9 protein-coding genes and 1 pseudogene are annotated in these 9,356 nt (G+C 28.4%); 1 reads left to right on the forward strand and 9 read right to left on the reverse strand.

The annotated features are described in order from the left end of the window. Positions 1–89: 89 nt before the first annotated feature. The 6 genes from KGF52_RS18835 to KGF52_RS18860 form a co-directional block, all read right to left on the reverse strand. Positions 90–698 carry a dienelactone hydrolase family protein gene (locus tag KGF52_RS18835; RefSeq protein WP_227841240.1) on the reverse strand — a complete coding sequence of 203 codons (609 nt, stop codon included), beginning with the start codon at positions 696–698 and terminating at the stop codon, positions 90–92. A gap of 335 nt (positions 699–1,033) precedes the next feature. Then, positions 1,034–1,183, reverse strand: a complete 150-nt coding sequence (locus KGF52_RS18840; protein WP_227841241.1) for a helix-turn-helix domain-containing protein — start codon at positions 1,181–1,183, stop codon at positions 1,034–1,036. 415 nt (positions 1,184–1,598) lie between these two features. Then, positions 1,599–2,204 carry an ABC-2 transporter permease gene (locus tag KGF52_RS18845; RefSeq protein WP_227841242.1) on the reverse strand — a complete coding sequence of 202 codons (606 nt, stop codon included), beginning with the start codon at positions 2,202–2,204 and terminating at the stop codon, positions 1,599–1,601. Between the two features lies 1 nt (position 2,205). Next, positions 2,206–3,060: an ABC transporter ATP-binding protein gene (locus KGF52_RS18850; protein ID WP_227841243.1), complete on the reverse strand. Its 855-nt coding sequence runs from the start codon at positions 3,058–3,060 to the stop codon at positions 2,206–2,208. Between the two features lie 4 nt (positions 3,061–3,064). Beyond that, positions 3,065–3,439: a GntR family transcriptional regulator gene (locus KGF52_RS18855; protein ID WP_227841244.1), complete on the reverse strand. Its 375-nt coding sequence runs from the start codon at positions 3,437–3,439 to the stop codon at positions 3,065–3,067. A gap of 212 nt (positions 3,440–3,651) precedes the next feature. Further along, positions 3,652–3,837 carry a hypothetical protein gene (locus KGF52_RS18860; protein ID WP_227841245.1) on the reverse strand — a complete coding sequence of 62 codons (186 nt, stop codon included), beginning with the start codon at positions 3,835–3,837 and terminating at the stop codon, positions 3,652–3,654. A gap of 565 nt (positions 3,838–4,402) precedes the next feature. Between KGF52_RS18860 and KGF52_RS18865 the strand changes: the two are divergent. After that, a pseudogene (locus KGF52_RS18865) lies at positions 4,403–4,736 on the forward strand (tyrosine-type recombinase/integrase); the annotation flags it as partial. A gap of 174 nt (positions 4,737–4,910) precedes the next feature. On the opposite strand, the gene KGF52_RS18870 reads toward KGF52_RS18865, so the two are convergent. From KGF52_RS18870 to KGF52_RS18880, 3 genes are all read right to left on the reverse strand, one after another. Then, positions 4,911–5,456, reverse strand: coding sequence for an NADH peroxidase (locus KGF52_RS18870; RefSeq protein ID WP_107594844.1), 546 nt, complete (start codon positions 5,454–5,456; stop codon positions 4,911–4,913). A 118-nt stretch (positions 5,457–5,574) separates the two neighbouring features. Further along, positions 5,575–7,398 carry an ABC transporter ATP-binding protein gene (locus tag KGF52_RS18875; RefSeq protein ID WP_227841246.1) on the reverse strand — a complete coding sequence of 608 codons (1,824 nt, stop codon included), beginning with the start codon at positions 7,396–7,398 and terminating at the stop codon, positions 5,575–5,577. Positions 7,399–7,410: 12 nt separating this feature from the next. Further along, on the reverse strand, positions 7,411–9,186 hold the full coding sequence (locus KGF52_RS18880; RefSeq protein ID WP_227841247.1) for an ABC transporter ATP-binding protein: 1,776 nt from the start codon (positions 9,184–9,186) through the stop codon (positions 7,411–7,413). Between the last annotated feature and the right edge of the window lie 170 nt (positions 9,187–9,356).

The raw sequence follows: 9,356 nt of genomic DNA on the forward strand, positions 1-9,356 counted from the left end.
ATATATTTTGACATACTCTTTTCTTCTATGCATGAGTGTGTGACAAACAAAAAAATTTTAAATTCTCTTATAAATAATTATAGTCTCTATTAACTTGAATGTTTAGATAGAAACTCCATTTGTTGAAGATTGAATGTTTGTGCATGAGTATTAGAATAATTTTTTGAATATGTATCAATAAAACCATGATTTGCCTCTGCAATTTCAATTTGAATATTTTGTTTTTTAGCAAGTTGAGAGGCAACAAAATCAACATCAAATGAATCGTATTTTGCAAATACCAATAAAACAGGACATTTTGGAATTACATCTATATAATCTCTAATTCGAGAACCATAACAGCAAATTATTCCATCACACAATGAATTTTCACTGCATCTCCATGCAATTGTTGCACCTACACTATACCCAATAACGAATACATGCTTATATTTTAATTTTAAATCATTTATAAGTTTTTCTACTTTTTCATAAATATTAAATCCTATATTAGTTATAAAAAAATTATATGCATCTTGGGCTTTTAAATAAGAAAAAACTTTTCCACTACCCAAAAGTTCAGGACAGAATACATCATATCCATCTTGATAGTATTTTTGACAAATATCCTTTATAAAGTTGTTAACTCCATAAATTTCATGTAGCACTACAATAGCTATCTTACTTTTATATGTATACTTAATCAGTTTATCCACCACCTTTATTAAACAGTCAATATTTTTATACTTAGTTTAATGTATTCCTATGTGTATGTCAATTTACTATTTTAGAATCTAATTTACTCTTTAATTCCATATTTTTATATTTGAATACTTCCTATTAGCTTTAATTGACATAAGGGAAATTCCTAATACCCTAAAAAAAGCACTCATTTTACCACGAATTTACCACGATTGAATGAGCCTTGACATGACGATAAAGAGACAAGGAAGATAGCACAAAAGCTGTACATTTCCCTTTCTTCATTCATACAACTAGACTATTTCACTTTGATTTCAAACATAAAAATAGCTTTTATCATCTGTGTATGAATTTATCCTTTTAGTTCTTCATCAACTTGCATATTGACCGAACCACTCTCATTGTAACACGGACGTAGGCATAATTTGGATATATAAGTGTTATAGAATTTCAAAATTTCCTTGATTGCTTTTTCATCTCCGTCAAATGCCTTACATATCAACTCATAAGATGGATAATCATCATCATTAAAGCATTAAACTGTAATCTGACGATATGCTCAAAAGAAGATAAACTCATGTTTATTCACCTCCTTTCTGCATATAACTGAAATATATAAACGCAAATATTCCTCTTAATTTTGAGTAGGAATTTTATTTATATCTTTTGTATATAGATAGCTGAAAAGATATTGACTATGAAAAAAGCCCACACAAAACATATAGTTTGTATGAGCTAAAGTGTTAGCATATTCAGTTGTAAATGATGTTCCATTAAGATTGCTTCGTCAATAGTTTCTTGTATTCTGCAATGGAAACACCTTGTGCTCTTGCCCCAACTTTTAAGATTGTTTTATATCTCTTTTTTTAAAACTTTCATAGCAGTTATATCTCCCTAACTTCATCATTGCCATTATATCAAATATCTTTAGTTGATACATGTTTGCAAATCAGACACCATGAAATTATAAATATAATAATCGAAACTAGAATACTTATTGCCATTGACAAAGTACCGTTATCAATCAATTTACTCATGCCGAATACAAATCCTGCTGCAAGTGGATATGCTATTATTGCACCAACCACACTTTTTTCTTCATCAAGTAAATAAAAGCATGGAAGCATAATTCCGCCAGAAAAGAATGTCATAACTATACTCAAGCATGTAAACAATGGCAAAAAGCTAAAATTCATATCATTTATAACAAAAGATACCATTGTACTGAAAATTATTCCAAACACTATGCCAAGCAAACATAGTAGCACATACATAAGATATTTACTGCTTATAATTGTTCTTTTAGGTGTTGGAAATGTTACAGCTGTTTTTAACCAGCCACATTTTTTGTCAATATTAATTATCGTTGCTACACTCATACCTAGTACAGTTGTTGCTATAACAATCAAAACTTGTGGAGTTGCAAAAAAAGATACTCCAAACCCAATAACAGCAAAAGTAATCAGTAGTGTAATAATTGATGACTTGATAATGTAATAATCTTTTAAAAGCAAACCTTTCATACTATTTATCCCCCTTTACATACATAAGCATAATTTCATCTATACTCGCTGGTACAATCATAATTTTCGGATATTTTCTTTCTGTATGCTGCCTATTAGAAATCAATATTTGCCATTCATAATCTTGTTTTCTATATGCAATAATATCAGCTTTATCTATTTCATTAAATTGCTTTGAATTACATTTTATAATTCCATATTTTTCTAATAACTCGTCTTTTGGTTTTGAAAATAATACTTTTCCTTTATGTATGAATACAATATAATCTGCAATTTTTTCTAAATCACTGGTAATATGAGATGAAACCAGTATTGAGTGTTCTTCATCTTGAATAAAATCTAAAAACATTTCTAAAATATCATCTCTTATTATTGGGTCAAGACCACTTGTAGCCTCATCAAGAATTAGCAATTTTGAATTATGAGATAATGCTACCGAAATAGAATACTTCATTTTCATTCCTTTAGAATACTCTTTAAGTTTTTTATTAACTGGAAGTTCAAATTTATTAAGTAGTTCTAAATATTTTTGGCTATCCCATTCTTTGTAAATGTTTTGAAATACCTTTCCTAACTTTTTAGGAGTTAAACTGTCTGGATAATTACTTCCGTCAAAAACAACACCTATATGTTCTTTTGTTTCGGCATTTACACTTTTTCCGTTAAATACAGATACTTCTCCTTGTTCGGTAACAGTCAATCCTAGAATAGCATTGATTGTAGTGCTTTTTCCAGCACCATTTTCGCCAATCAGACCTACGATACTTCCTTGTGGTACTTTAAAAGAAATGTTATCCAGTTTAAAATCCTTGTATTGTTTCGTTATTCCTTTAAGCTCTAATGCAATTTTTTCCATAGTATCATTCCTCCTCGTACAATAATGTTAATAGCAATTGTAATTTATTAAGTTTAATTCCACTTACTTTAGCTATTTCAATGGCTTCTGAAAAATGGCTTTCTATTTTTTTCTGTTGTTCTTCTAAATAAAAATCTTGATTTTGAGCAGAAACAAAGCACCCCTTTCCAGCCGTTGTTTCTATAAAACCGTCTGTTTGAAGTACATCATAAGACTTTTGTACTGTCAAAACACTTATATGCAGAGATTTAGCCAGCCCTCTTATGGATGGCAAAGCTTCTCCAGCTTTCAATTCTCCATTGATAATCAGTGCTTTTATCTGTGAAGAAATTTGTTCATAAATAGGAACACTAGCATGATTATTGATAAATATTTCCACTATTTTTCTCCTTTCGTATTATACCGTATTACTTATGCAAGTACAGTATAATACGAAATAGTACAGTTGTCAATAAATTAAAGACTTGCATAATACTTTATGTTATACAAGCCTTTTATTATTTATCCTATATTATTCTAGTTGCTATCCTTATGCAGTAATAAGCTCAAACTATAATCCATTGTAAAAGAACTGTACAACATACTTTCCCTTTATTCCTCTTGATACCCCTTTAACAGTTCATCACAACGGTCAATACTATGCCATACCTTATAGCATTTCATCAGCCTGTCCATTTTTTGACGCTGAATTAACTTCTTTATCTCCAATAATTCATAAATAGATATTTTTATATCGCTCATATAATTGTTGATATATTCCGACATCTTGACTTTCATATAAAACTTCCACTCCTCATGACTTTGGAAAAATTCATCATGGGCATATTTTCCAGCGACACATTGAAATCTTCTTCCCGTTCTACTACTTCCATGATGAACTGTTCCATATGGTAAGTATGTTTCCATTCTCCTGATAACAATTCATTTGGTGTAACATCTAATACATTTGTTATCTTTTTCAGCGTTTCATAAGGTAGGAAAATTCAATCCTCCTTCAATCTTGGAATGGCTCTGCATATTGATACTGATAGCATCTGCAAATTCCTGCTGTTTCATTTTTCTGTGCTTTCTGATTATCTGGATATTCTCTCCCAAAAGTTTGTATTTCATGGCATAACCCTCCACATTGTTTCGTTACTTGTTATTTATAATCCTGTCGTACTTAATTATTTGTGCAAAATCAAGAAAAATTCATTAACAGATAAGCGTGTAATGATTATTATGTATTCGTAAATATAAATAATCACAATAGATTGAAATATACAATCATTTTAAGCTCTATTTGTTGATTATTAAACTTATGAGAATGAATAATGGTTGAAATGGGTGCTGGATAGATACTAAGAATCGCCCTAAGACAGAGCCAATAGTAATAGACGAATGGGGAAATTTCCTATTTGTCAATCAGAATGGTAATCCAAAGGTTGCGATTGATTACAATGGGTTATTTAACCATATTGTGAAGAAATACAACAAGCAACATGGATACAGCCTTACCACATATCACACCATATATATTACGCCATACATTCTGTGCGAAACTGGCACAACGGAACATGAACCCGAAAGATTTACAGTATTTCATGGGACATTCGAGTATCGGTATCACAACAAACTGGTGCGCTCATTCGTCCATTGACAGTGCCAAGACAGAGGTTAAGCATCTGATTGCATAAAAGTATTTACCACGATATTTACCACGTTTGATGGGAAAAATATAAGAAGATAAACCTAGAAACATGAGTATTGATATAAAGTAAAATGCCCAAATAGCTTATAAAATAAGGCTATTCGGACATATAAGAAGATTAAAAAGATAATCAAAAATCTATATATAATTTTTTATAAATTTATTTTCCAAAATATCTATTTAATAATCCTAAGAATGCTTTACCATGTCTAGCTTCATCTTTACACATTTCATGTACTGTATCATGTATAGCATCTAATCCTAATTCTTTAGCTTTTTTAGCTAATTTTAATTTTCCATCAGTTGCACCATATTCAGCATCAACTCTAACTCTTAAGTTTTCTTTTGTATCTGCAACTACAACTTCTCCAAGAAGTTCTGCAAATTTAGCAGCATGTTCTGCTTCTTCAAAAGCTATTCTCTTATAAGCTTCTCCAACTTCTGGATATCCTTCTCTATCAGCTTGTCTACTCATTGCTAAATACATTCCTACTTCTGTACACTCTCCAACAAAATTAGCTCTTAATCCTTCGATTACTTCTTCATCTACACCTTGAGCTACTCCTATTCTGTGCTCATCAGCCCAATTCTTTTCGCCTTTCATTTCTTCAAACTTATCAGCTCCAACTTTACATACTGGACATTGTGCTGGTGCAGCATCCCCTTCATGTATATATCCACATACTGTACAAACAAATTTTTTCATAATTAATTTCCTCCTAATATTTTATATATCAAATTAAATTTTTTATTTTCTAAGTTAGTCTATATATACCCGCGTCATATACCTTTAAACAATTTTTTTTAAATTTTTTTATTAATTTTTAATTTCGATTTGTTAACAGTATATTTCTGTGATAATGACCTTTTAGTTTTATTAGTTCTTTATGGTTTCCAGACTCTACAATTCGCCCATTTTCTAAAACTATTATATTGTCACAATTTGATATAGTACTTAGTCTATGAGCTATAATTATACTAGTCTTTCCATAAGTTATATTATTTATTGCCTCTTGAATCTTAGCTTCAGTTGCTATATCTATATTACTTGTAGCTTCATCTAAAATAAGTATTGGTGCATTTTTTAATACCGCCCTAGCAATACTAATTAGTTGTTTTTGCCCCTCACTTAAATCCTCACCCCTATCCGATAAAACAGTCTCATATCCTTCACGCATCTTAATTATAAACTTATGTAAATTTGCTATTTTACTAGCAGATATAACCTGTTCATCAGTTGCTGTTAGATTTCCATATCTTATATTTTCCATAACAGTGTCATTAAATATATAACTTTCTTGTGGAACTACTCCAAAATAATTTCTTAAACAATTCCTATCAACTGAATATATATCATTCCCATCTAAAAATATCTTCCCTTTTTCTACTTGATAGAAATTTGTAATCAGATTTATAATTGTCGTTTTTCCACTACCAGTTTCTCCTATTATGGCATTTGATGTTCCAGCCTTGATTTTTAAGTTTATATCACTTAAAATATTCTTTTTTGAGTCATAAGAAAAACTTACATCTTTAAATTCAATATCTCCATTTATAAAAGATTTTTTTAAATTATTATTTTTATTGTTGTAAATATCACTTTTAGTGCTACTATTTATTTGTGCTTCTTCTTGCTCATCCATAATTTCAAAGACTCTTTCACATCCTGCTACAGCTGAAAGCAGTGTATTAAATAAGTTAGCTAATTCATTTAAAGGTCTTGTAAATTGTCTTACATAACTTAAAAAACTTGCTATAACTCCTATAGTTATAACGTCTTTAGACGCAAGTACTCCACCTATAATACATATAATTGCAAACCCTATGTTACTAATTACGTTCATAATAGGCATTAAAAGAGATGTATAAATCTGTGATTTAAGTGAAATACTCAAAAGCCTATCATTGATTTCTTTGAAGTCACTTACAGATTTTTTCTCATAATTAAAAGCTTTTACTACATTTATATTTGATATCATTTCCTCAATATGAGAATTTAGCTTTCCTAGCTCCACTTGTTGTTGCTTAAAAAAAACTCTAGTCCTCTTTGCAATAAAATTACTCAGAAGCATTACTACTGGTATTAATACAATACTACAAAAAGTTAAAATAGGGCTTAATATAAACATCATAATGAAAGTTAGCAATATGTTTAAAATTCCTGTAATTAATTGTACTAATGAAGTTGAAATACCTGTACTAATATTATCAACATCATTTGTTACTCTACTCATAATATCTCCAGTGGGACTCTTATCAAAGAAAGTTATTGGTAAATTCCTAAATTTTAGAAATAAATTACTTCTCATATCTCTAACTATACTTTGAGATAATCTAGCTGTAAATACCCCCTTAGACAGCTTAACTAAAAATTCAATTATATAAAATAAAAGTAAAATAAGTATTCCTTTTAAGAAAACAGACTTTGAATATATATCAATATTTATTATGTCAACTACTTTTCCAAGAGTATATGGTATTATAGTTGATATAATTGAATCAATTATTACTAGTAAAAAAATCAATCTAGTAATTTTTTTATCTTTTTTAAAGTACATAAAAACTCTTTTAAATGTTTTTTTAAAATCTTTAGGCTTTGCTTTTTTCTTTAGTCTACTCACCTTTTGATTTCCAGTACTCAAATTCAATACACTTCCTCCTTAATTTACATCTTCATTTACTAGATTTTGCAACTCAAAAATCTTTTTATAAGTTGGAGAACTAACCAGTAAATCTTCATGTGCAGCAAATCCAACCACCTCTCCCTCATCTAAAACTAAAATCTTATCACAGTCAATTATAGAACTAATTTTTTGTGAAATAGTTATAATAGTACATTTCTTGTTTTCATTTTCTCTTAAATTATTTATATAATCTTTTATATTTTTCCTTATAACTGTTTCTGTATTGATGTCCATCGCACTAAAACAATCGTCAAGAATTAATATTTGTGGTTTTTTTGCTATAGCTCTAGCTATTGTAACTCTTTGTCTTTGTCCTCCTGATAGGTTTTTACCCCTTTGAAACAAAACTTCATCATAAGAATTTTCAAGCTTTGTTATAAATTGATTTGCATTTGCTATTTCGCATGCTTTTACAACATCTTCCTCACTTATATCTTTATTTCCCATAATTATATTTTCTGATATACTCTTTCCAAACACACTGCTATTTTGAAAAACTACACCTATTTTTTCTCTTAAACTTTCTTTAGATATACTATATATGCTATGCTCTCCTATCTTAATATCTCCTTTATCAACCATATATAATTTTTGGATTAAATTGATTAAAGAAGTCTTTCCTGAACCAGTTTGGCCAATCACGCCAATATTTTGCCCTTCTTTTATTTTAAAAGATATGTCTTTTAATATCTTCTCATCTATATTTTTATTATACGAAAAGTCTACATTTTCAAAAATTATATCACCATTTATAAATTCTAATTCTCTTTCTTTACCATCTAAATCAGTATTTTTGATAATCACTTCTTCATTCTCATCAAGCAAGACTTCACTTATTCTTTCATAAGAAGCTTTTGCTCTCACAAAAACATTAAAAACATGTGAAATCATTATAAGTGATGTTAATATTCTAGTCATGTAGTTTACATAGGCAACTATAATTCCAATTTTAATTTCTCCAGAATAAATTAAATATCTTCCAATCAGCAATATTATTATTATAGCAATATTAATAATTATTGTAATTGTTGGTCTAAAAAATGACATCATTGTTGTAGCTTTTCTACTATTTTGAAAAAGTTCATTATTTAATTCTTCAAAACGTTTATTCTCATAATCATACCTACAAAATAATTTAACTACCTTTATTCCACCTAAAAACTGTCTCAATTTTGAGTTTATTTTATCTGTACTTTCTTGTACTTTTTTAAATAACTTATATCCAATCTTCATATTAAACAATATTATAATAAATATAATTGAAACTGCAATTAAAATAATTATTGACATTTTTAAATTTAATTTTATTGCTATAATTAAACTTCCTATACACATAATTGGTGATTTTATAAAAACTCTCATCATTCCATGAACAAATAATTGTATCTGATTAATATCATTAGTAATTCTTGTTATTAGTGAGGCTCTACCAAACTTATCTACTTGCTTCAACGAATATGTATTTATCTTTTCAAATACATCCTGTCTTAAATCATAAGAAAAACACTGAGAAACTCTTGCTGAGATTATACTCCTTATTATTGAAAATACTGCTCCTAAAAAAGTTATACCTATCATTAAAGCTCCTGTTGATAATATGTAGTCTAAGTCCTTATTTAAAACCCCTATATCAATTATTTTAGCCATTATAGTTGGTTGTGCCAAATCACAAAAAGCTTCCAATGTTAAGAAAAATATTGCTGTTAAAAACAACACTATATATTTTTTTATATATTTTTTAAAATACCTCATTCAATCATCCCTTCATAGCATTTTCTCACTATTAAAAGTATATCACAATCAATAATTTAATTGATTATATCAATTATAAATATTTGATTTATTCTTAATTTTTATACTATATATTTTATAAATTATTTGTTTTTATTTCCCATATTTATATATATTTATAGCATACTATT

The organism is Clostridioides sp. ZZV15-6597 (assembly GCF_020657815.1).
GTDB lineage: Bacteria > Bacillota > Clostridia > Peptostreptococcales > Peptostreptococcaceae > Clostridioides.

Excerpts from the sequence above, each read along its gene's own strand:
- KGF52_RS18880 (WP_227841247.1), bottom strand. The coding sequence starts at position 9,186 with ATGAGGTATTTTAAAAAATATATAAAAAAATATATAGTGTTGTTTTTA.
- KGF52_RS18870 (WP_107594844.1), bottom strand. The coding sequence starts at position 5,456 with ATGAAAAAATTTGTTTGTACAGTATGTGGATATATACATGAAGGGGAT.
- KGF52_RS18860 (WP_227841245.1), bottom strand. The coding sequence starts at position 3,837 with ATGAAAGTCAAGATGTCGGAATATATCAACAATTATATGAGCGATATA.
- KGF52_RS18845 (WP_227841242.1), bottom strand. The coding sequence starts at position 2,204 with ATGAAAGGTTTGCTTTTAAAAGATTATTACATTATCAAGTCATCAATT.
- KGF52_RS18850 (WP_227841243.1), bottom strand. The coding sequence starts at position 3,060 with ATGGAAAAAATTGCATTAGAGCTTAAAGGAATAACGAAACAATACAAG.